The sequence below is a fragment of the Janibacter sp. CoH_79_TC_3 genome (genome assembly GCF_058197955.1).
In genome coordinates, this window is the sequence record NZ_JBXWIV010000103.1 from 1 (window position 1) to 267 (window position 267).

General features: G+C 44.9%; 1 protein-coding gene. It reads left to right on the forward strand.

Annotated elements, in window-relative coordinates:
* Positions 1–267: DUF4143 domain-containing protein (locus AC2FA3_RS15255; RefSeq protein ID WP_490510325.1), on the forward strand; the 267-nt coding region annotated here is incomplete at both ends.

Below are 267 nucleotides of genomic sequence, written 5' to 3' on the forward strand. Positions count from 1 at the left end.
GTATATAAGCATCTGGTATCGTTTTATCAAGGGACAGGCGCACAGCTTGGCTATTATCGAAAGGCAAAAGAAAATCAAAAAGAGGTCGATGCCGTAACTGAACTCCCGCAGCAAAAAATTCTGTGCGAAGTCAAATACAAAAACAATTCGCATATACCGCAGACGGATGGCACTGTAGAATTGTGCAATGATCCTAAAGCTGGCATTACAGATGCCTTTGTCATCACGAAGCAGCTGGAGGACTTTGGCGTGACGCGCCATGCAACT